This window comes from Halomonas sp. HG01, assembly GCF_000968715.2.
Taxonomy (GTDB): Bacteria; Pseudomonadota; Gammaproteobacteria; order Pseudomonadales; family Halomonadaceae; genus Halomonas; species Halomonas halophila.
This window is the reverse complement of sequence record NZ_CP022134.1, coordinates 1,784,329-1,804,936: the sequence shown is the minus strand read 5'-3', so window position 1 is coordinate 1,804,936 and position 20,608 is coordinate 1,784,329. Positions and strand designations below refer to the sequence as shown.

Genomic DNA, 20,608 nt, shown 5'->3' with positions numbered 1-20,608 from the left:
GCGGGAGGCGGCCGCGAGAGGCGTCAGTATGCCATAGCGCTGAAAGCGGCGCAGCCGGCGCGGGGGCGTGTCAGGGTGTCGCGCGGCGCTGCTGGCGCGCGACCGCCGACGCGATCTGCTCGGCGGCGGCGTCCCAGCTGCGGCCCAGGGCCCGGACCAGGGCGGGGTAGCCGTCCTCGGCCAGGGGCGTGGTGACGCGGAAGGTCGCCGCATCCAGCAGCGACTGATCGGCGTCGAGCAGCTGCCAGCGTCCGGCCGCCAGGGCCTGGCCGTCGGGGCGCCCCTGGAAGCGGTCCACCGTGACCCTCAGCTGCAGCGGGTCGGTGGAGATGCCGGCCTCGGTGTCGAGCAGCACTCGGGTATCGGGCAAGGCACCGGTCAGGCGATCGCGCAGGCCGCGCTCGAGCTGACGGCCCAGCGGCTCGGCCCAGCGGTGGCCGCCGGCCTCGCGCAGGGTGATATCGTCGAGCTGAACGACGATGCCCTCTGCGTCCAGCAGCGGCGCCAGGCGTAGCGGCCGCAGCACCAGGGCATGCGTGGCGTTCGACCCGGCGGCGGCCGGCGCGTCGGCATCGGGCAGGGTGTAGCGGGTCGCCGGTGTGCCCCCCAGGGCACAGCCGGTGAGCCAGAGCAGGGCCAGCAGGGCCAGCAGGGCGCGCGGCGCGGTCATGGTGAACTCCTGTCGGTCGGGGCGCGGGGCATGGGATCGTCGGCGTCCAGGCTGTCGAACAGCAGGGCGCCGGGATTGTCGCCGAGGCGGCGGGCGGCCGGCTGGAGGTCTCGCAGCAGGCGCTCGAGCTGGTCCAGGGTCTCGGTGATATCCCGGTAGGCGGGAGCCCCGGGGGAGACGCCCTCGAGGGTGCCGCGCAGCGCCGACAGGGTGCTGTTGAGTTCGCCGGGCAGGGCGCGGGTCTCGGGATCGTCGAGCAGCGACTGGACGCCGGCGGTGAGCTGACGTACCTGCTCCAGGGTGGCTTCCGACGTGGCCAGGTTGGTCTCCAGGCCCGCGAGGATCGGTTCGAGCTCCAGGTCGTTGAACTTGTCGAGCAGCGCGGTGACCTGGGCCTGGATCTGTGCCAGCCCGCCGGAAGTGGTGGGGAAGACGGTGCGCTCGGCGAAGGTCTCGGGGGTGTAGTCGTCGGCTCGCTCGGCGTCCAGGCCGAGGTCGACGAACAGCGCCCCGGTGAGCAGGTTGCCGCTCTTGAGCGAGGCCCGCAGGCCGCGCTGGAACAGCCGTTCGAAACGCGCTCGCCACTCGTCCATGTCGAGGGTCTGGCTGTCGATGCCGAGCCGCTGGGGTTCGATACGGATCAGCACCGGGATGGCCAGGCGGGCATCGCGCTCGGGCTGGGGCGAGGTGAAGTTCCAGGGCACGCTGGCCACGGTACCGATGCGCACACCGCGGAATTCCACCGGGGCGCCCCGGGACAGGCCGCGCACCGTGTCCTCGATGAGCAGCACGTACTCCAGGTAGCGGTCGAAGGTGCCCTCGCGCGCGCTGTCCTCGTCGGCGTAGAGGGTGAAGGTGCTGTCGGGCTCGGCCTGAAGGCCACGCGGCAGGTCCTCCGGGACGCCGAAGGTGACGCCGCCGCTGACCATGGCCTCCAGCGAGTCGAGCCTGACGCGCACGCCCTCGGAGTCGAGCCGCAGGTCGACGCCGCTGGAGCCCCAGAAGCGGGTGTTGTCGGTGACCAGTCGGTGATAGGGGCTCTCGATGAAGATGCGGTGGCGCATGCGCCGGGTCTCGACGTCGAACTCGGACTCCTCGACCCGGCCCACGGTGAAGCCCTGGTAGGTCACCGGATCGCCGACGGTGAGGCCGTTGCCCGCCTCGCTGAGCAGGTTGATGCGCAGCCCCTCGGCCCCGGGGGGTGCCACCGGCGGCTGTTCGCTGACCGTGAACCGCTCCGCCTCCTCCTCGCTCTGGCCGGGTTCGAGCTGCAGGTAGGCCCCTGACAGCACGGTATTGAGCCCGCTGATGCCCTCGCGACCGATGCGAGGCTTGACCACCCAGAAAGTACTGTCCTCGACCAGCATTGGCGCAGCCTCGGGCGTCATGCGAGCGGTCAGCACCACCTCGGACAGGTCCTCGGACAGGTTCACCGAGGTCACCTGGCCGATCTCGACGTTGCGGGTCTTGATCAGGGTGCTGCCGGCCTCGATGCCGTCGGCGCTCTCCATGGTCAGGGTGATCAGGGGCCCGCGGCTCAGGTAGCTGTCGTAGACCAGCCAGGCACCGATCAGCAGCGCCACGATGGGCACGATCCAGATCGGCGACAGCGGTGCCTGGCGGGTGGCCCGGGCGCGGTGCTCGTTATCGGGCGCGGCGTCAGGGGGCGTGTCGTTCATTGCGGGGCTTCCTCATCCGCTGTGGAAGTGGGCGTGTCCCAGATCAACCGGGGGTCGAAGCTCATGGCGGCGAGCATGGTGAGCACCACCACGCCGCCGAAGGCCACGGCCGCGGGGCCGGGCTCGACCGCCATCAGGTTGCCGGCGCGGATCAGCGCCACCAGGATCGCGACCACGAAGATGTCGACCATCGACCAGCGGCCGATGAACTCGGTCAGGCGATACATGCGGGTACGCGTCAGGGAGCGGTCGCCGCGGGCGCGCGGCGCCACCAGGCATAGCCAGACCAGCGCCAGCAGCTTGCCGATGGGCACGATCACGCTGGCGACCAGGATCACCAGGGCCACCGGCCAGGAGCCCATCTCGATCAGCTCGACGATGCCGCCGATGATGGTGCTGGGGCTGGCCCGCCCCAGGCTGACGGTGGTCATGATCGGATAGACGTTGGCCGGCACGTAGAGCACCGCCGCCGCGGCCAGCAGCGCCCAGGTACGTTGCAGGCTGTGGGGGCGGCGCGCATGCAGCGGCTCGCCGCAGCGCCGGCACTGGCCATGGCCGGCGGCATCCAGACGGCCCACCAGGCCGCAGGTGTGACAGCCGGTGAGTCCCTGGGGGGCGGCGGGGCGGCCGGTCTGGCTGCCCTCCGGCGCCGGCGGTTCGCCGGCCAGCGCGAACCACAGCCAGTCGCGGTCCACGGACTGGTTGGTCGCCAGCAGCAGCAGCGCGAAGGCGCCGAAGGCCCAGAAGGCCGGCCCGAGCGCGATCTGGGCGAGCCCGACGATCTTGATCAGGCTGACCAGGGTGCCGATCAGGAACACGTCGGCCATCATCCAGGGCTGCAGGTGGGCCAGGGCACGAGCCGCGCTGCGGCTGGCCGGCAGCGGCCTGCCGCCCAGCAGGCCGATCTGCAGCCACACCACGGCCAGCAGGTAGAGGACCGGCAGCACCAGGATGGTCAGCAGCACCACCATGGCTACCAGGGGAGCATGGTGCGCGATCAGGTCGGTGGCGGTCTGGGGCAGGTCGATGCCGTGGCCCACGCCGCGCACGCTGAACGCCAGGAAAGGGAAGGACGCGGCGATCGCCAGGCATGCCAGCGCGGCGATCGCCAGCGCCAGGCTGCGCTGGGCCGGATAGCGATGGCGGCGCACCTCGGCGTGGCCGCAGCGAGGGCATACCGCCTGCTCGCCGGAATGCAACGGCGGCAGCGCCATCAGCCAGTCGCATTCGTGGCAGGCGCGCAGGCGTCGCCGGGTGGCGCGGGCCTCCGGCGGCATGCGGTCGACGTAGGGCGCCTGGGTGGGCAGGGCGAGATGGCGAAAGGCCGGCCTTGGCACGGCGATGGCGTCCTCCTGACGATCCAGCGGCTTGACCTGAAGTGTGTCACGTTGACGCGGGGGGCACCATAGTCAACCATGCGCGTCTCATTTGTTCCGATGGAGACACCATGATGCTTCCCGCCCTGGCGGTGGTGGCAGGCCTGATCCTGCTGGTCTGGAGCGCCGAGCGCTTCGTTGACGGCGCGGCGGCCACGTCCGCCCGACTCGGTCTATCCCCCTTGCTGATCGGCATGCTGGTGATCGGCTTCGGCACCTCGGCACCGGAGCTGGTGGTCTCGGCCATCGCCGCCGGGCAGGGCAATCCCGGCCTGGCGCTGGGCAACGCCTTCGGCTCGAACATCGCCAATATCGGCCTGATCCTGGGCCTGGTGGCGCTGATCGCACCGCTGGCGGTGCATTCCGGCATGGTGCGGCGCGAGCTGCCGGTGCTGGGCGGCGCGACGGCATTGTCGGCGGTATTGCTGCTGGGTGGCGTGGTGCGCCTCGAGGGCGCGCTGCTGCTGCTGGTGCTGGTGGCCTTCATGGCCTATAGCGTGATTCGCGGCCTGCGCGATGGCACCGATCCGCTGTCGGCGGACACCGAGGCCGAGCTGGCCACGCATCCGATGTCGCTGAAGGCCGCCCTGGGGTGGACGCTGCTGGGTCTGGTGCTGCTGGTGGCCAGTTCGCGGCTGCTGGTGTGGGGCGCGGTGGACATCGCCCAGAGTCTCGGCGTCAGCGACCTGGTGATCGGCCTGACGGTGGTGGCGGTGGGCACCTCGCTGCCCGAACTGGCGTCGGCGATCAGTGCCCTGCGTCGAGGCGAGCATGACCTGGTGCTGGGCAACGTGGTGGGCTCCAACCTCTTCAATACCCTCGGCGTGGTCGGGCTGGCCGCGGTGATCGCGCCGATCGAGACGGGGCGCGAGGTGCTGCTGCGCGACTGGAGCATGATGGCGGCGATGACCATGCTGATGCTGGTCTTCGCCCTGGGGCGCCGCGGTCGCCAGGGGCGCATCAACCGCCTCGAGGGTGGCGTGCTGCTGGCCATGTACGTGGCTTATATCGGCTTCATGGTGCATCTGGTGGTAGACGCCGGCGGCGCATGATGCACTGCGACATCGCGACACACACGAGCGACATCTCGGCGCGATAAGATGACTTCGTTGCCTGTTCCAGCGGCCGGGGATTCGGCTAGGCTGGGACGGGCAAGGGAAGAATGCGGCAGGGCGCGTCGCGCCCGACGATCAAGAGCACGGAGAGTGCCTTCGCATCACGTTCATCGATCCGCAGGAACGAGGTGTACCTCATGGAACTGGATCCTCTGCTGCTGTCTCGGCTGCAGTTCGCCTTCGTGGTGTCCTTCCATGCCATCTTTCCGGTCTTCACGATCGGATTGGCATCCTATCTGGCCGTGCTCAACGGTCTCTTCTATCGCACCGCCAATCCCGCCTGGGAACGCCTGGCTAACTTCTGGGCCCGGGTGTTCGCCGTGGTCTTCGGCATGGGGGTGGTCTCCGGCATCGTCATGGCCTTCCAGTTCGGCACCAACTGGAGCAACTTCTCGCTGGCGGCCTCCAACCTGCTCGGCCCGATGCTGAGCTACGAAGTGGTGACCGCCTTCTTCCTCGAGGCGGCCTTCCTCGGCGTGCTGCTGTTCGGGCGCGGCAAGGTGCCCCAGGGCGTGCACCTGTTCGCCTCGATCATGGTGGCGTTGGGGACCTTCATCTCGGCATTCTGGATCCTGGTGTCCAACAGCTGGATGCAGACGCCGGCCGGCACCGAGCTGATCGACGGGCGCTTCCACGTCACCGACTGGAGCGAGGCGATCTTCACCGCCTCCTTCCCGTATCGCTTCGTGCACTTCGTGATGGCGTCCTTCCTGACCGGCGGCTTCGTGGTGGCCGGCGTCAGCGCCTGGTATCTGCTGATCGGCCGTGACGTCGAGGCCAATCGCAAGGCCTTCTCCATGTGCCTGTGGATGCTGCTGGTGCTGGCGCCGGCCCAGGCCTGGATCGGCGACGAGCATGGCCTGAACACCCTGGAACACCAGCCCACCAAGGTGGCGGCCATGGAGGGCAACTGGGAGACCCAGTCGCGGACGCCGCTGCTGCTGTTCGCCTGGCCCGACCAGCAGGCCCAGGAGAACCACCTCGAGATCGGCATTCCGGGGCTCGCCAGCCTGATCCTGACCCATGATCTGGACGGCGAGGTACCGGGCGTCAGCGCGGTGCCGCCGGAGGAGCAGCCGCCGGTGTGGTGGGTGTTCTGGTCGTTCCGCGTGATGGTCGCCATGGGCCTGGCGATGATCGTCGCGGCGCTGATCGGCGCCTGGCTGCGCGCGCGGGGGCGGCTCTATGAGAGTCGCGGCTACCTGCAGTTCATGCGAGTGATGACGATCGCCCCCTTCCTGGCGGTCCTGGCCGGCTGGTTCGTCACCGAGATCGGTCGCGCGCCCTGGCTGGTGTACGGTCTCATGACCCAGGAAGAGGCGGTGACGCCGTCGCTGACCGGTGGCATGGCGCTGTTCACCCTGATCGGCTATGTCCTGGTCTACGCCGTGGTCTTCTACGCCGGCACTCTGTATCTGACCCGGGTCGTGCGTCAGGGCATGCTCCCCGAGCCGCCCCACGACGACGAGGTGGAGCGACCCAAGCGTCCGCTGTCCGCCGCCCACGTGCCCTTCGAAGATGCCGCCAACCAGCCGGGAAGGAGCTGAACCATGGAAATGTTCGATCTGACACTGATCTGGGCCGGCATCATCGGCTTCGGTGTGATCATGTACGTGCTGATGGATGGCTTCGACCTGGGCGTGGGCATTCTCTTTCCGTTCGCCCCGGACGAGGACAGCCGCGACGTGCTGATGAACTCGGTGGCACCGATCTGGGACGGCAACGAAACCTGGCTGGTACTCGGTGGGGCCGGGTTGCTGGCGGCCTTCCCGGTGGTCTACTCGGTGTTCCTGCCGGCGCTCTACATTGGCGTCTTCCTGATGCTGGCGGGGCTGATCTTCCGCGGCATCGCCTTCGAGTTCCGCTTCAAGTCGCATCGCAATCGCCACTGGTGGAACCGGGCCTTCAGCTGGGGCTCCACCGTGGCGGCCTTCGCCCAGGGGGCCGTGGTCGGCGCCTACATCCAGGGCTTCCCGGTCGAGGACTTCGTCTATGTCGGCGGTGCCCTGGACTGGCTGACCCCGTTCTCGGTGCTGACCGGCATCGGTTTGGTGGCCGGCTATGCGCTGCTCGGCGCCACCTGGCTGATCATGAAGAGCGAGGGACACACCCAGGCCTGGGCCTACCGCCTGGCGCCGCGCCTGCTGGTCGCGGTGCTGGCGGTGTTCGCCATCATCAGCCTGTGGACCCCCTTCGTGGACGACGCGGTGCGCGAGCGCTGGTTCGGCCACCTGCACCTGCTGTGGGTGTTCCCGGCGCTGGCCCTGCTGTGTGCCTTCTGGCTGTGGCGCTCGGTGCAGGCGCGCCGCGAGGGCCAGCCGTTCATCGCCACCCTGGGGCTGTTCGTCTTCACCTACCTGGGGCTGGTGGTCAGCAAGTGGCCGGTGATCGTGCCGCCGAACTACACCCTCTGGGACGTGGCCTCGGCGCCGGAGTCCCAGCTGTTCCTGCTGCTCGGGGTGCTGTTCGTGATCCCCATCGTGCTGGCCTACACCGCCTGGAGCTACTGGGTGTTCCGCGGCAAGGTCCGCGTGGGCGAGGGGTACCACTGAGACGATGACGCAGGCATCGACATCGCGCGCCTGGCTCGCCGGCCTGGCGCGCGCCGAACGAGGACGATTGGGGCTGGCCGTGGGCTGCGGCCTGGTCGCCGGCCTCGCCACCGTCGCTCAGCTGGTGCTGCTGGCCTGGCTGGTGACATCACTCCTGGTGGAGGGCCGCGCGCCCTCCACGCTGTTTCCGGCCTTCGCTGTCCTGGCGGGGCTGATGGGGCTGCGCGCCCTGGCCCAGTGGGGCCAGGAGACCCTGGGCCTGGCCGCCAGCCTGCGGCTGCGCCGCCGGGCTCGGCGCGAGTTGCTCGATCACCTGGAACGGCTCGGGCCGGTGGGCCTCACCGGCCATCACAGCGCCAGCCTGGCGCAGCGGGCGGTGGATCAGGTCGAGGCGCTGGACGGCTATGTGGCCCGCTTCCTGCCGCAGCGCTATCTTGCCGTGCTGCTGCCGCTGGTGATCCTGGCGGTGGTGGCCTGGCTCGACTGGCTGGCGGCCGTCTTCCTGCTGCTGGCGGCGCCGCTGATCCCGCTGTTCATGGCCCTGGTGGGCATGGGCGCCGAGCGACTGAACGAGGAGCAGTTCGATGCCGTGGCGCGGCTGTCGCGCCACTTCATCGACCGGGTCCGCGGCATCACCACCCTGCAGCTGTTCGGTCGCACCGCGGCGGCCACCGGGGAGGTGCAGGCCGCCGCCGACGACTATCGGCGGCGTACCCTGCGTCCGCTGCGGCTGGCCTTTCTTTCCTCGGCGGTGCTGGAGTTCTTCGCCGCCGTGTCGATCGCCGTGGTGGCGATCTACGTGGGCTTCGGCCTGCTCGGCTACATCACCTATGGGCCGTCCGATCAGCTGACGCTGTTCTCGGGGCTGCTGGTGCTGCTGCTGGCGCCGGAGTTCTTCCAGCCGCTGAGAAGCCTGGCCCAGCACTATCATGACCGGGCCTCGGCCCTGGGGGCGGCCGAGGGCATGGTGGCGCTGCTCGACGAGACGCCGCGCCGCAGCGGCCTGACGCCGGCCGCGCCCCATACCGCTCGTGCGGTGGCCGAGCTGGAGGCGGTCGCGGTGTCGCATCCCGAGCGAGGGCGGGTGCTGGGGCCGCTGGACCTGGCGCTGGCGCCGGGCGAGGTGCTGGCGATCAGCGGACCCTCCGGCGTCGGCAAGTCGACCCTGCTGCAGCTGCTGGCGGGGTTCCTCGATCCGGACGCCGGCGAGCGTCGCCTCGCCGCGTCGCTTCATGTGGCCTGGATGGACCAGCGCCCGCTGCTGGTGCATGGCAGCCTGGCCGACAATCTGCGCCTGTCGGCACCGGAAGCCGATGATGCGGCCCTGCACCGGGCGCTCACGGCCGCCGGGCTGGGCGAGCTGGTGGCCGGCCTGCCTGACGGCCTCGACACCCGGCTCGGCGAGCGCGGGGTGGGCCTCTCCGGCGGCCAGGCCCAGCGTCTGGCGCTGGCGCGGGTGTTCCTCTCCGAGGCGCGGCTGGTGCTGCTCGACGAGCCCACCGCCAGTCTCGATGCCGAGAGCGAGGTGGTCGTCATCGAGGCGCTGCTGGCCCTGGCCGCCGAGGGACGCAGCCTGGTCATCGCCAGCCATCGGGCCGCGCCGCTGGCCTGCGCCGATCGGCACCTGACGCTGCGCGACGGCCGTCTGGAGGAGGTGACCCATGACTGAGCGACGCGGCGTGATCGCGACCCTCGCGCCCTGGCTGCGCCTGCTCGGCCACCGCCGCGGCCGCCTGTTGGCCGGCGCCGCGCTGATGGCGCTGGCGCTGGCCTCGGCGATCGGCCTGCTGGCGCTGTCCGGCTGGTTCATCACCGCCACCGGCCTGGCCGGCATCGCCCTGGCCGCCGGGGCGGCCATGACCCTGGACGTCTACGTGCCCGGCAGCGGCATCCGCGGCTTCGCCGTGACCCGCACCGTGGCGCGCTACGTCGAGCGGCTCTACAACCACGACACGGTGCTGCGCCTGCTGGCCGACCTGCGCGGGCGGATGTTCGCGGTGCTGGCCGGCCTCGACGCCCAGACGCTGTCGCGGCGCCGGGCCAGCGACTGGCTGAACCGGCTGACCGCCGACATCGACACCCTGGACAGCCTGTTCCTGCGCCTGCTGGCGCCGGCGGCGGTGGCGCTGCTGGCGATCCTCGCCCTGGCCGGCTTGCTGGCGATCTGGTCGCCGGCGGCGGCCCTGGCGGTGGCGGGGCTGCTCGGCGCCGCCTGGGGCTGGCTGACGCTGGGCCAGGCGCGCCTGGGGCTCGCCGCCAGCCGGCAACGGGTCGATGAGCTGGAGCGCCTGCGCGGCCGGCTGATCGAACAGCTCCAGGGGCTCGCCGAGCTCGAGACCTACGGCACCCTGGCCGGCCAGCGGCGGCGCCTCGAGGCCATCGAGGAGCGGCTCTACGCCGATCAGCGCCGCCTGGGGCGGTTCTCGGCCCTGGGCACGGCGGTGGCCGGGCTGGCCGTCGGGCTCGGCTGGCTCTCGGCGCTGTGGCTGGCGGCGCTGGCCTGGCAGGCCGGGACGCTGTCCGGCCCGCTGATGGTGATGATGCCGCTGGCGGTGATGGCAATGAGCGAGGCGCTGGCCGCGCTGCCCATGGCCTTCACCCAGTTCGGCGCCACCCTGGCCGCCGCCGAGCGGCTCAATGCGCTGGAGGACGCCCGTCGCGACGATGCCGGCGTGAGCGTGGCATTGCTGAGCTCCGGCGCCCTGGCGCTCGCCTTCGAAGAGGTCGCGCTGCGCTATCCCGGGGCCCTGACGCCGGTGTTCGACGGCTTCTCGCTGGCGCTGGCACCCGGGGAGCGGCTGGCCGTGCACGGCGTCTCCGGCAGCGGCAAGTCGAGCCTGGCGGCGCTGGTCACCGGCCAGCTCGCGCCCGACGCGGGCCGCGTGCGGCTGAACGAGGCGCCGGTCGGCGAGATCGCTCCTGAGGCGCTGGCCGAGCGGGTCGCCTGCCTGACCCAGCATACCGAGTTGTTCGACGACAGCCTGGCGGCGAACCTGCTTCTGGCCGCGCCCGAGGCCGATGACGCGCGGCTGTGGGCCGTGCTCGAGACGGTGGAGCTGGCCGACTGGGCGGAAGCGCTGCCCCGCGGGCTCGACACCCGGGTGGGCGAGGGCGGTCGCCGGCTCTCCGGCGGCCAGGCGCGTCGGGTGGCACTGGCCCGGCTGCTGCTGCGCGACCCCGGCCTGGTGATCCTCGACGAGCCCTTCGCCGGCCTCGATCCGGCGCTGGCCGTGCGCATCGCCGAGCGTCTCGATGGCTGGCTCGCCGGGCGCAGCGTGCTCTATCTGGTGCACGAGCGGGCCGAACAGACGGCGCTGCCCGGCGTCGATCGCTGGCAGGCCCTGAGCCTGCTGCCGGAGAAGGACTTTGCGCCGCCGCGCGGAATCTTTCAGGATAGGGCAAAGCATTGATACGAGGTGATTCATGCGGGATTTCCTGAAGGCCCTGCCCAAGGCCGAGCTGCATTTGCACATCGAGGGCACCCTGGAACCCGAACTGATGATGGCGCTCGCCGAGCGCAACGGCGTGACGCTGCCCTACGCCTCGGTGGAGGAGGTGCGCGCCGCCTACGACTTCGCCGATCTGCAGTCCTTCCTGGACCTCTATTTCCAGGGCATGAGCGTGCTGCTCACCGCCCGGGACTTCGAGGATCTGGCGATGGACTACTTCCAGCGCGCCGCCGCCGAGGGCGTGGTGCACGTGGAGATGCACGTCGATCCCCAGGCGCATCTGTCGCGGGGCGTGGCGCTGGAGGCGGTGATGGAGGGGCTCGAGCGCGCCCGCCGTCGCGCCGAGGACGAGCTGGACCTGTCCACGGCGATGATCCTCGCCTTCCTGCGCGACCGGCCTGCCGAGGAGGCCGAGGCGCTGCTGGAGCAGGCCGCGCCCTATCTCGACCGGGTCGATGCCGTGGGCCTCGACAGCGCCGAGGTCGGCCATCCGCCGAGCAAGTTCACTCAGGCGTTCCGCCGCGCCGCCGAGCTCGGCCTGGCGCGGGTCGCCCACGCCGGCGAGGAGGGGCCGCCGGCCTATATTCATGAGGCGCTGGACGTGCTCGACGTCTGCCGCATCGATCACGGCGTGCGCTGCCTGGAAGACGAGGCGCTGGTCGCGCGGCTGCGCGACGAGGCCATGGTGCTGACCGTGTGCCCGCTCTCGAACCTGCGGCTCAAGGTGGTCGAGCGCATGGAGGCGCATCCGCTGCCGGCGATGCTCGAGGCCGGGCTCAACCTGACGCTGAACTCCGACGATCCGGCCTACTTCGGCGGCGGCATGCTGGAGAACTTCCTCGCCTGCCAGCGCGCCTTCGGCTGGTCCCGCGAGACCTTCGCCCGGCTCGCCGGCAACGCCATCGAGGCGGCCTTCATGAGCGAGGCGCGCCGCGCGGAGCTGCGTCAGCGGCTGGCGGCCTGCGGCTGATCTCGGCGGTAATCCATGAGAAAAGGGCGGCTCCGAGGAGCCGCCCTTTTCGTACCTGCCTTGCACCTGATGCGTGCCTGGAAGCGCGATCAGGCGTCTCGCTGATGGACTCGGCGGCCGTTGGCCCAGGTGGCGTACACGGTGCGGTCGTCGCCCAGCATCATCAGCGCGAACAGCGTCTCGGCCAGCGTGCGGCAGCGTGCGGTGCGCCGGGCCAGCAGCGGCGTGGCCTGCGGGTCGAGCACCACGATATCGGCCTCTCCACCCTGGCGCAGGCGGCCGATGCGATCGTCCAGATGCAGGGCCCGGGCGTTGCCCAGCGTCAGCCGGTAGAAGCCCTGCCAGGCGGTGAGCGGCTGGCCGCGCAGCTGGCCGACCTGGTAGGCGGCCTTGAGCGTGGCGAGCCCCGAGAGATCGGTGCCGGCGCCCACGTCGCTGGCGAGTGTGGTGGCGAGCCCCGCCTCGCGGCAGGCCAGGCGGTCGAACAGCCCGCTGCCGAGGAACAGGTTGGAGGTCGGGCAGAAGGCGACGTTGGCGCCGGCCACTGCCAGCCGGCGGCGCATCGGTTGGTCGAGATGGATGCCGTGGGCGAAGGTGCTGCGCGGGCCCACCAGCCCGTAGCGCTCGTAGACGCCCAGGTAGTCCTGGCACTCGGGAAACAGCTCGGCGACCCAGGCGATCTCGCCCTCGTTCTCCGACAGATGGGTCTGCAGGTGCAGGTCCGGGGCATTGCGCAGCACCGCGCCGGTGGCTTCGAGCTGTTCGCGGCTCGAGGTGGGCGCGAAGCGCGGGGTCAGGCTGTAGCCGAGGCGGTCCCGGCCGTGCCAGTCGCCGATCAGCCGCTCGCTGTCGGCCAGCCCCCCGAGGGGATCGTCGACCAGCGCCTCGGGGGCGTGGCGATCCATAAGCACCTTGCCGGCCAGCATCCGCAGGCCGCGCGCCTTCGCGGCGCCGAAGAAGGCATCCACCGAGCCGGGGTGCGAGGTGCAGAACACCTGGGCGGTGGTGGTGCCGGCGCGCAGGGTCTCGTCGAGGAAGGCCTCGGCCACCGCCTCGGCGTGGGCGCGCTCGGCGAAGCGACACTCCTCGGGGAAGGTGTAGTCGTTGAGCCAGTCGAGCAGCTGGCGGCCGTAGGAGGCCATGATGTCGAGCTGGGCATAGTGCACGTGGCTGTCGATGAAGCCCGGCATCATCAGCTTGTCGCCGTAGTCCACCGTCTCGATGTCCGGCGGCAGGCGGGGGGCCAGCTCGGCGTGGTCGGCCACGGCGTGGATGTGGCCATCGACCAGCCAGACGGCGCCGTCTTCCAGATGGCGCACGCTGCCCGCGGCCGGGGTGTCGCCTTCGCCCGGGTCGGCGTCGAAGCTCAGCAGCGGGCCGCGCAGCAGGCGCATCGAGGCACTTGAGGTCGTCATCAATTTCTCCAGTGAGCGCATCATGAGGGTAGCGCGATATGTTCGGGCGTCGATAGAAGACGAGCGCTGGGGGCATGCAGGAGCGAGGGTTTTTGCCATGGGTGAGGCGATCCTCGCCGAACGGGTTGGCCATGGATGGCCAGCACCGGTCCTGCAAGCGAAGCAGGATGCGAGAGCACCGCAGGGCAAAAGTAGCGCCCAGGGATGGGTTCACAGCGCCTCGCGATAGCATGTCGCCAGAAAAGCTCGTCTATCTGCGATAGAGGTGGCGCTTAGCCATCCGAGGGAAACGCCTGGCGCAGCGTCTCCGGGGCGACGCCGCGGCGGTCGTCGCGCGCAGTGTCGGGCTTGAGCGTCAGCAGCTCGGCGGCCACCGCCAGGGCGATCTCGCAGGGCCGCTTGCCGTGGGCACCGGGCACGCCGATCGGGCAGCGTACCGTTGCCAGTGCTGTCTCGTCGTGGCCGGCGTCGCGCAGCCGGCTCCTGAAGCTCGCCCATTTGCTGTCGGAGCCGATCATGCCGATCGAGGCGAAGTCGCCGCGTCGGAGCAGGGCGTCGACCAGGGCGCGATCCTCGGCGTGATCGTGGGTCATCACCAGGGCGTGGCAGCCGGCCGGCAGCGAGGCCACCGCGGCCTCTACGTCCGCGCCCTCGGCGCCGGCTGCCGGCTGCATGAGATGCAGTCGGTCGCGGTCGCGAGCGTCGTCGGGGAAGGCGTGCTCGCGGCTGTCGAACCACCACACGCGCCAAGGCAGCGGCGCCAGCGCCTGGACCAGCGCCCGGCCGACGTGGCCAGCGCCGAACAGCGCGATGTCCATCTCGGCGCCGGCGAACGGCTCGATCAGCACGTGCACGTAGCCGCCGCAGCACTGGCCGGATCGTCCGCCCAGCGGGAAGGCCTCCAGCCGGGTGTCGGTGCGGCCGCTGGCCAGCGCCTCGCGGGCGGCCTCGATCACCTGCTGCTCGAAGTGACCGCCGCCCAGGGTGTCATGGACGTCGTCGGCGGTGATCACCATCTTGGCGCCGGGCTCCCGCGGGGTGGAGCCGGCCACGCCCACCACGCTGGCCAGGGCGTGAGGGCGCGCCTCGCGCTGCAGGCGGGCGAGCGCCGCGTACCAGGGTTCAGGCGGGTGCATGGTCAGGCCTCTCGTCACGATCGGCATCCAGGTCGGCATCGGCGGTGGTGTGGGCCTTTCGCAGGGCCTCGGCGGCCATCAGTACCCGCTCCGGGGTGGCGGGCGTGTCCAGCGCCGGGCTGACGCGGTAGTCGGCGAGGCTCGCCAGGGCGTCGCGCAGCGCCGACCACACCGAGATGCCGAGCATGAAGGGCGGCTCGCCCACGGCCTTGGAGCGGTAGATGCTGGCCTGGGAGTTGGGATGGCCCTGCATCAGCTCGACGTTGAAGGTCTCGGGCAGGTCGCCGAAGGCCGGAATCTTGTAGGTGGCCGGGCCGTCGGAGACCAGCCGGCCGGCCTCGTTCCAGACCAGCTCCTCGCTGGTCAGCCAGCCCATGCCCTGAATGAAGCCGCCCTCGATCTGGCCGATGTCGATGGCCGGGTTCAGCGAATCGCCCACGTCGTGGAGGATGTCGGCGCGGCTGACGCGGTACTCGCCGGAGAGCGTGTCGACCTCGACCTCGGCCACGGCGGCCCCAAAGGCGTAGTAGTAGAAGGGGCGGCCGCGGCCGGTGGCGCGGTCGTAGTGGATCAGGGGCGTGGCGTAGAAGCCCTTCTCGGAGAGCGAGACGCGGCCGATATAGGCGGCCTGGACCAGCTCGCCCCAGGGGATACGCGTCTCGGCCTCGCCGAGCCCGGCCACCAGCTGGCCGTCCTCCAGGCGCATGGTCTCGCGGTCGAGCCCGCCCGCCTCCTGGTCGAAGTGGCCGGCGGCGAAGTCGAACAGCCGCTCGCGCAGCTTGCTCGCCGCGTCGCGGGCCGCCTGGCCGTTGAGGTCGGCGCCGCTGGAAGCGGCGGTGGGCGAGGTGTTGGGCACCTTGTCGGTGCGGGTGGCGCTGATGCGCACGCGTTCCAGGTCGAGGCCCAGCTCCCGGGCCACCACCTGGCACACCTTGGTGTGCAGGCCCTGGCCCATCTCGGTGCCGCCGTGGTTGATCAGCACGCTGCCGTCGGTATAGACGTGCAGCAGCGCGCCGGCCTGATTGAGGTGCTGGGCGGTGAAGGAGATACCGAACTTCACCGGCGTCAGCGCCAGGCCGCGCTTGATGATCGGGCTTGCCGCGTTGAAGGCGGTGATCTCGCGGCGCCGGACCCAGTAGTCGCTGCTCTGTTCGAGCTGGCCGATCAGGTCGTGCAGCAGGGTGAGCTGCTCGACGCGCTGGCCGTAGTGGGTGATATCGCGGGTCACGTCCAGCGGCGTGCCGTCCTCGCCCTTGGCGCGGTAGAGGTTGCGCTTGCGCACGGTCAGCGGGTCCTCGCCGAGATGGCGGGCGATGTCGTCCATGGCGCGCTCGATGATCATCATGCCCTGGGGGCCGCCGAAGCCGCGGAAGGCGGTGTTGGACGCCTTGTGGGTGCGGGCGCGCTGGCCGGTCACCCGGGCCTCGCCCAGCGAGTAGGCGTTGTCGGCGTGGAACATGGCGCGGTCGACGATCGCCTCGGACAGGTCCGGCGAATAGCCGCAGTCGCCGATCACGGTGATGTCGCCGCCGGCGAGCACGCCGTGCTCGTCGAAGCCGAGCCGATAGCGGTTGTGGAAGGGGTGGCGCTTGCCGGTGGCGCGCAGGTCCTCGGCGCGGGGCAGGCGCAGCTTGGCCGGGCGGTTGGTGCGCCGGGCGATCAGCGCGGCGATGCAGGCCCAGGGCGAGGCCTGGGTCTCCTTGCCGCCGAAGCCGCCGCCCATGCGGCGCATCTCCATGGTCACCGCGTGGAAGGGCACGCCGAGTACCTCGGCGACCAGCTTCTGGCTCTCGCTGGGGTGCTGGTTGGAGGTGTAGACCATCACGCCCTCGTCCTCGGAGGGCACCACCAGGCAGGCCTGGCCCTCGAGGTAGAAGTGCTCCTGACCGCCGACGAACTGCTCGCCCTCCAGCACGTGGGGCGCCCGCTCGAGGGCCGTCTGCCAGTCGCCGCGCTCGTGCACGTGGGTGGGGCGCACGAACTCCTCGCGCTCGGCGGCGGCCACCGGGTCCAGCGACGCCGGCTGCTCGTCGATCTCGACGATCGCCTCCTTGACCGCCAGCCGGGCCTCGCGGTGGCTTTCTGCCGCCACCGCGAACAGGCTCTGGCCGAGGTAGCTGATCTCGTCGTCGGCGAAGATCGGGTCGCCCGGGAACACCGGGCCGATGTCGGTATGGCCGGGCACGTCGGCCAGGGTGATCACGTCCACCACGCCCGGCGCTTGGCGTACCTTTTCCAGGTCGAGCCGGGTCAGGCGGCCGTGGGCCACCGGCGAGAAGCCCACCGCCACGTGCAGGGCGTTGGCCGGCGTGGCGATGTCGTCGATATAGGGCGCGCGGCCGGTCACGTGCTTGACGGCGCTCTCGTGGGCGCGGGCATGGCCGGACGCCTCCCGGGAAGCGCTGGCCGTAGACGTCTCTGAAGCACGAGCGGCTTCGGGCGAGTTGGAAAGCCTAGTGAGCGTACGCATCGAGAGTCACCTTGGTCGCGGAATCGTTGTTGTCGTTGGCGGCCTGTTCGGCGGCGATCATCAGCCGCAGCCGCTCGAGCAGGTTGCCGGCGGCCAGGCGCCGGTAATCGGCGCTGCCGCGGACGTCGGACATCGGCGCGAGCTCCTCGCCGAGCGCGGCGCGGGCGGCGGCGAAGGCCTCGGCCTCCGGGGCGCGGCCCTCCAGGGCGGCCTCGGCAGCGGGCGCGCGGCGGGGCACGGCCGCCATGCCGCCGAAGGCCAGCCGCACGTCGCGCATCACGCCGTCCTCCAGGCGCCAGGCGAAGGCGGCCAGCACCGCGGAAATGTCGTCCTCACGTCGTTTCGACAGCTTCCAGACCTTGAGATTCTGCGCCGCGCCGGGGCGCGGCAGGAAGACGGCGCCGATGAATTCGTCCTCGGCCAGCGCTGTCTTGCGGTAGCCGAGGAAGAAGTCGGACAGCGGCAGCTCGCGGGGGCCGCGGGGGCCGTCGAGACGCAGCCGGGCGTCCAGGGCCAGCAGCACCGGCGGAGTGTCGCCGATCGGCGAGGCGTTGGCGATGTTGCCGCCGAGCGTGGCGCGGTTTCGGATCTGCGAGGAGGCGAAGCGGTGCATCAGGTGTGCGAAGGCCGGGTAGGGCGCATCCAGCAGCGGCGTCAGCCGGGCCAGGGTGACCGAGGCGCCGATCCACCAGCCGCTATCCACTTCCTCGATGGCATTCAATTCGGCGACCTGGCGCACGTCGATCAGATCGTCCAGCGCCTTGAGCTGCTGGGTGGCCTCGAGCCACAGGTCGGTGCCGCCGGCCACCAGCCTGGCGTCGGGGCGCTCGGCCTTGAGGGAGCGCAGGGCGGCGATGTCCTGGGGCGTGACGTAATGGCTGACGTCGTGGCCCTCGGCGGCGGGCTCGCCGTCGCGGGGCTGGCGCAGCCAGGCGACGTTGCCGGCAAGCCCGGCGTCCTCGGCCCAGGCGGGATTGGCCGCGGGGTAGTCGCCCATGCCGAGGGCGGCGTCACGGATCGGGCGGTAGCCGGTGCAGCGGCACAGGTTGCCGCCCAGGGCCTCTTCCAGGCGCGCCTGGGTGAGCGGGGCAGGCCGGCGACGCTGATCCTCGTAGAGGGTGAACAGCGACATCACGATGCCCGGGGTGCAGAAGCCGCACTGGCTGCCGTGGCAGTCGACCATCGCCGCCTGGGCGGGGTGAAGACGCTCGTCGGCGGCCAGCCCCTCGACGGTGACCAGGTGGCAGCCGTCGAGCTGGTGGGCCGGGGTCAGGCAGGCGTTGGCGTTGTGATAGACCAGCTCGCCGTCGTCGCCGGGCTCGCCGATCGCCACGGTGCAGGCGCCGCAGTCGCCGGAGGCGCAGCCTTCCTTGGTGCCGGTCTGGCCGAGCCGGTCGCGCAGCAGCTCGAGGGTGCTGGTGTCCGCGCTGACGTCGCGACAGCGCTGGCGCCTGCCGTTGAGGTAGAAGTCGATCATGGGTGTCGGCTCCGATTGTGGTTGTAGTGGCCGGGAATCGTGGAATGACTTAATTCTTGACCATGTGGTCAGCTTTGGCAAGTGCCGCGGCGCCTCTCTCCACTTTTTATACGCCGATCGCGCGTTGGCGGTGATGCCGAATTGCCTTGGTGCCGGGCTCTGAGGCACTCTTTGGCCCCAGATCGGTACCGACAGCGAGGGCCCATGGCCAAGGCAGACAACGGCAGTGAACAGGAAGGCGGCGCCATCCGCCGGCGCAACGAGCAGGCGATCCTGGCGGCGGCGGAGCGGGTCTTCGCCCGGCACGGCTATCGCGGGGCCAGCGTGCAGGAGATCGCCGAGCAGGCGGGGCTGCCCAAGTCCAACGTCCTCTATTACATGGGCAGCAAGCGCAGGCTCTACGTGCGCCTGCTGGAACAGGTGATGGAGCGCTGGAACGCCATGCTCGACGACATCTCGGCCGATGACGATCCGGCCGAGGTGCTGTCGGCTTTCATTCGCTCGAAGATGTGGATGTCACGCCGGCACCCCGAGGGCTCGCGGCTGTTCGCCAGCGAGATCATCGGCGGCGCGCCCTTCCTGCAGGAGTATCTGAGCGGCGAGCTGCGCGACTGGGTGCACAGCCGCGCGGCGGTGTTCCGCCAGTGGGCCGAGCGGGGCCTGATGGACCCGGTCGACCCGGTGTGGCTGATCTTCCTGATCTGGTCCTCGACCCAGCACTACGCCGACTTCGAGGCCCAGGTCACCGGCATCACCGGAAGCGAGGCGCTCTCCGACGAGGATATCGAGCGCATCACCGAGTTCCTGACCCAGGTGGTGATCAAGGGCTGCGGGGTGAAGCACCCCGCCGACCGTGCACCGGCCGACGAGGCACCGCTTACTGAGCGGTGACCAGCAGCAGCACCGACAGCGCCGCCGACACCCACATCGCCGGGCGGATGTCCGCTAGGCGTCCGGTGGCCACCTTGATCAGCACGAAGCTCATGAAGCCGAAGGCGATGCCCAGGGTGATCGAGTAGGTCAACGGCATCAGGATGATGGCCAGGAAGGCGGGGAAGGCCTGGTCGAAGCGCTGCCAGTCGATCTTTCCGATGGGGGCCATCATGAACAGGCCGACCAGCACCAGCGCCGGGGCGGTGGCAATGCCGGGGACCAGCGACAGCAGCGGCGAGAGGAACAGGAAAGGCAGGAACAGCAGCGCGATCACCACCGCCACCAGGCCGGTGCGGCCGCCCTGGGCGACGCCGGCGCCGGACTCGATGAAGGTCTGGGCGGCGCTGGTGCCCAGCGGTGCGGCGATCATCGAGGCGAAGGCGTCCACCGTCATCGAGCGCTTGAGGTTGCGCGGATTGCCGTCCTCGTCCTTGAGGTCCGCCGATTCCGACAGCGCCATGAAGCACGACAGGGCGTCGAAGAAGTTGGTGAACAGCATCACGAAGATGAACGGCAGGTAGGCGACCTTCAGCGCGCCGAGGATGTCGACCTGCATCACGGCGCTGAAGTCCGGCCAGGCGGCCAGGCCGTTCCAGGCCACCATCACCTCGTCGCCCCACAGCCGTCCCATGGGCGCGGCCAGCAGCGTGGTCAGGGCGATGCCCATGATCAGCGCGCCGTTGAAGCGCAGGATCACGAACACCGCGGTGGCCACCAGGCCGAGGAAGAAGGTGGCGAGATGGGCGTCCATGGTGCCGAGCGATACCAGGGTGGCGTCGCTGCCGACGATGAAGCCGGCGTTCTGCAGCCCGATGAAGGTGATGAACAGCCCGATGCCGCAGGTGATGGCATAGCGCAGCGAGGCGGGTATGGCCTCGATGATGGCGCGGCGGACGTTGAACACCGCCAGCAGGGCGAACAGCATCCCCGACCAGAACACGCAGCCCAGCGCGACTTCCCAGCTGAGGCCGGCGCCCAGCACCAGGGTGTAGGTGAACAGCGCGTTCATGCCCATGCCCGGGGCGACCAGGATGGGGTTGCGGGCGTAGAGGCCCATCGCCAGGCTGCTCATGAAGCTGATCAGCACGGTGGCGGAGAGCGCCGCGGAGAAGGGAATGCCGGCGTCCGAGAGCACGGCGGGGTTGACCACGATGATGTACATCCCGGCCAGGAAGGTGGCGATGCCGGCCAGGATCTCGGTCTTCAGCGTCGAGCCGCGGCGGGTGACGCCGAACCACCGATCGAGGAGAGGCAGGCTGGCCTGCCGCGAGGGTGCGTCCGCGTGGAGTGCCCCGTCGGCGCGGGGGGAAGTCTGTTGCATGCCGATACCCTGTTGTTGTTGTGGGTGGTGTGAGGCAGATTTTTT

At 70.5% G+C, this 20,608-nt stretch carries 15 protein-coding genes; 7 read left to right on the top strand and 8 right to left on the bottom strand.

Features of this window, described 5'->3' with window-relative positions:
* Positions 1-70 precede the first annotated feature (70 nt).
* The 3 genes from UN84_RS08500 to UN84_RS08490 are packed head-to-tail and all read right to left on the bottom strand — an operon-like array spanning position 71 to position 3,626.
* Complete coding sequence (locus UN84_RS08500) at positions 71-670, bottom strand: PqiC family protein (RefSeq protein WP_046080306.1); 600 nt, start codon at positions 668-670, stop codon at positions 71-73.
* Complete coding sequence (gene pqiB, locus UN84_RS08495) at positions 667-2,349, bottom strand: intermembrane transport protein PqiB (protein ID WP_046080307.1); 1,683 nt, start codon at positions 2,347-2,349, stop codon at positions 667-669. The genes UN84_RS08500 and pqiB overlap by 4 nt, the downstream gene beginning before the upstream one ends.
* Positions 2,346-3,626, bottom strand: coding sequence for a paraquat-inducible protein A (locus tag UN84_RS08490; protein ID WP_046080531.1), 1,281 nt, complete (start codon positions 3,624-3,626; stop codon positions 2,346-2,348). The genes pqiB and UN84_RS08490 overlap by 4 nt, the downstream gene beginning before the upstream one ends.
* A gap of 170 nt (positions 3,627-3,796) precedes the next feature.
* Here UN84_RS08490 and UN84_RS08485 point away from each other — a divergent pair, with 170 nt between their 5' ends.
* The 6 genes from UN84_RS08485 (at position 3,797) to UN84_RS08460 (ending at position 11,811) form a co-directional block, all read left to right on the top strand.
* Complete coding sequence (locus UN84_RS08485) at positions 3,797-4,777, top strand: calcium/sodium antiporter (RefSeq protein ID WP_046080308.1); 981 nt, start codon at positions 3,797-3,799, stop codon at positions 4,775-4,777.
* Positions 4,778-4,977: 200 nt separating this feature from the next.
* Positions 4,978-6,387: a cytochrome ubiquinol oxidase subunit I gene (locus UN84_RS08480; protein WP_035598721.1), complete on the top strand. Its 1,410-nt coding sequence runs from the start codon at positions 4,978-4,980 to the stop codon at positions 6,385-6,387.
* 3 nt (positions 6,388-6,390) lie between these two features.
* Positions 6,391-7,392, top strand: coding sequence for a cytochrome d ubiquinol oxidase subunit II (cydB, locus tag UN84_RS08475; RefSeq protein ID WP_046080309.1), 1,002 nt, complete (start codon positions 6,391-6,393; stop codon positions 7,390-7,392).
* Positions 7,393-7,396: 4 nt separating this feature from the next.
* Entirely contained in the window at positions 7,397-9,061 is a 1,665-nt protein-coding gene (gene cydD, locus UN84_RS08470; protein ID WP_046080310.1) for a thiol reductant ABC exporter subunit CydD, read from the top strand.
* Positions 9,054-10,802: a thiol reductant ABC exporter subunit CydC gene (gene cydC, locus UN84_RS08465; protein WP_046080311.1), complete on the top strand. Its 1,749-nt coding sequence runs from the start codon at positions 9,054-9,056 to the stop codon at positions 10,800-10,802. Before cydD ends, cydC begins: the two co-directional genes overlap by 8 nt.
* Before the next feature lie 13 nt (positions 10,803-10,815).
* Positions 10,816-11,811 (top strand): adenosine deaminase, encoded by a 996-nt coding sequence (locus UN84_RS08460; protein WP_173834988.1) that lies wholly within the window; start codon positions 10,816-10,818, stop codon positions 11,809-11,811.
* Positions 11,812-11,900: 89 nt separating this feature from the next.
* On the opposite strand, the gene guaD is transcribed toward UN84_RS08460, so the two are convergent.
* From guaD to xdhA, 4 genes are all read right to left on the bottom strand, one after another.
* Positions 11,901-13,226 (bottom strand): guanine deaminase, encoded by a 1,326-nt coding sequence (gene guaD / locus UN84_RS08455; protein ID WP_046080314.1) that lies wholly within the window; start codon positions 13,224-13,226, stop codon positions 11,901-11,903.
* A gap of 272 nt (positions 13,227-13,498) precedes the next feature.
* Positions 13,499-14,362: a xanthine dehydrogenase accessory protein XdhC gene (gene xdhC, locus UN84_RS08450; protein ID WP_046080315.1), complete on the bottom strand. Its 864-nt coding sequence runs from the start codon at positions 14,360-14,362 to the stop codon at positions 13,499-13,501.
* The gene (gene xdhB / locus UN84_RS08445; protein WP_046080316.1) at positions 14,349-16,832 is read right to left on the bottom strand and encodes a xanthine dehydrogenase molybdopterin binding subunit; all 2,484 of its coding nucleotides are present in this window, start codon (positions 16,830-16,832) and stop codon (positions 14,349-14,351) included. Before xdhB ends, xdhC begins: the two co-directional genes overlap by 14 nt.
* Positions 16,816-18,309, bottom strand: coding sequence for a xanthine dehydrogenase small subunit (gene xdhA / locus UN84_RS08440; RefSeq protein WP_046080317.1), 1,494 nt, complete (start codon positions 18,307-18,309; stop codon positions 16,816-16,818). The genes xdhB and xdhA overlap by 17 nt, the downstream gene beginning before the upstream one ends.
* A 204-nt stretch (positions 18,310-18,513) precedes the next feature.
* Between xdhA and UN84_RS08435 the strand changes: the two genes are divergently transcribed.
* A complete protein-coding gene (locus UN84_RS08435; protein WP_046080318.1) occupies positions 18,514-19,200 on the top strand; it encodes a TetR/AcrR family transcriptional regulator in 687 nt (228 codons plus the stop codon).
* On the opposite strand, the gene UN84_RS08430 is transcribed toward UN84_RS08435, so the two are convergent.
* Positions 19,187-20,563, bottom strand: coding sequence for an NCS2 family permease (locus UN84_RS08430; RefSeq protein WP_046080319.1), 1,377 nt, complete (start codon positions 20,561-20,563; stop codon positions 19,187-19,189). The genes UN84_RS08435 and UN84_RS08430 overlap by 14 nt on opposite strands.
* Between the last annotated feature and the right edge of the window lie 45 nt (positions 20,564-20,608).

Excerpts from the sequence above, each read along its gene's own strand:
- UN84_RS08485 (WP_046080308.1), top strand. The coding sequence starts at position 3,797 with ATGATGCTTCCCGCCCTGGCGGTGGTGGCAGGCCTGATCCTGCTGGTC.
- UN84_RS08480 (WP_035598721.1), top strand. The coding sequence starts at position 4,978 with ATGGAACTGGATCCTCTGCTGCTGTCTCGGCTGCAGTTCGCCTTCGTG.
- xdhB (WP_046080316.1), bottom strand. The coding sequence starts at position 16,832 with ATGCGTACGCTCACTAGGCTTTCCAACTCGCCCGAAGCCGCTCGTGCT.
- xdhA (WP_046080317.1), bottom strand. The coding sequence starts at position 18,309 with ATGATCGACTTCTACCTCAACGGCAGGCGCCAGCGCTGTCGCGACGTC.
- UN84_RS08500 (WP_046080306.1), bottom strand. The coding sequence starts at position 670 with ATGACCGCGCCGCGCGCCCTGCTGGCCCTGCTGGCCCTGCTCTGGCTC.
- UN84_RS08460 (WP_173834988.1), top strand. The coding sequence starts at position 10,816 with ATGCGGGATTTCCTGAAGGCCCTGCCCAAGGCCGAGCTGCATTTGCAC.
- UN84_RS08430 (WP_046080319.1), bottom strand. The coding sequence starts at position 20,563 with ATGCAACAGACTTCCCCCCGCGCCGACGGGGCACTCCACGCGGACGCA.
- cydD (WP_046080310.1), top strand. The coding sequence starts at position 7,397 with ATGACGCAGGCATCGACATCGCGCGCCTGGCTCGCCGGCCTGGCGCGC.
- guaD (WP_046080314.1), bottom strand. The coding sequence starts at position 13,226 with ATGACGACCTCAAGTGCCTCGATGCGCCTGCTGCGCGGCCCGCTGCTG.
- cydC (WP_046080311.1), top strand. The coding sequence starts at position 9,054 with ATGACTGAGCGACGCGGCGTGATCGCGACCCTCGCGCCCTGGCTGCGC.
- pqiB (WP_046080307.1), bottom strand. The coding sequence starts at position 2,349 with ATGAACGACACGCCCCCTGACGCCGCGCCCGATAACGAGCACCGCGCC.
- xdhC (WP_046080315.1), bottom strand. The coding sequence starts at position 14,362 with ATGCACCCGCCTGAACCCTGGTACGCGGCGCTCGCCCGCCTGCAGCGC.
- UN84_RS08490 (WP_046080531.1), bottom strand. The coding sequence starts at position 3,626 with ATGCCGCCGGAGGCCCGCGCCACCCGGCGACGCCTGCGCGCCTGCCAC.
- cydB (WP_046080309.1), top strand. The coding sequence starts at position 6,391 with ATGGAAATGTTCGATCTGACACTGATCTGGGCCGGCATCATCGGCTTC.
- UN84_RS08435 (WP_046080318.1), top strand. The coding sequence starts at position 18,514 with ATGGCCAAGGCAGACAACGGCAGTGAACAGGAAGGCGGCGCCATCCGC.